This is a genomic window from Pantoea sp. 18069 (genome assembly GCF_902706035.1).
GTDB lineage: Bacteria > Pseudomonadota > Gammaproteobacteria > Burkholderiales > Burkholderiaceae_C > Comamonas.
The window spans coordinates 1-418 of the sequence record NZ_CACSJA010000129.1; the positions used below are offsets into that span (position 1 = coordinate 1).

General features: G+C 69.4%; 1 protein-coding gene. It reads left to right on the plus strand.

The features are described from left to right. Positions 1–44: 44 nt before the first annotated feature. A partial coding sequence (locus tag GVL12_RS25870) for a glycosyltransferase family 2 protein (RefSeq protein WP_235033992.1) occupies positions 45–418 on the plus strand: 374 nt, incomplete at its 3' end.

A 418-nucleotide genomic window follows, 5' to 3' on the forward strand; every position in this document is an offset into this window, starting at 1 on the left:
CCTACGTCCCGACGCCCGTGGCTCCGCCGTCGCACCCCGTCGACGTGATCGTCCCCGTGTACCGCGGCCTCGCCGACACGCAGCTCTGCATCGAATCGGTGCTGGCCAGCGGCTGCCGCACGCCCTGGCGCCTCGTCGTCATCAACGATTGCAGCCCCGAGCCCGAGGTCACGGCCTGGCTGCGGGAGCGCGCCGCGGGCGAAGACCGCATCCTGCTGCTGGAGAACGCCGAGAACCTGGGCTTCGTCGGCACGGTGAACCGCGGCATGGCGCTCAGCGACAGCCACGACGTGCTGCTGCTCAACAGCGACACGGAAGTGGCCAACGACTGGCTCGACCGCATCCGCCAGGCGGCGTACGGCGATGCGAAGGTCGCGTCCGTCACGCCGTTTTCCAACAACGCCACGATCTGCAGCTA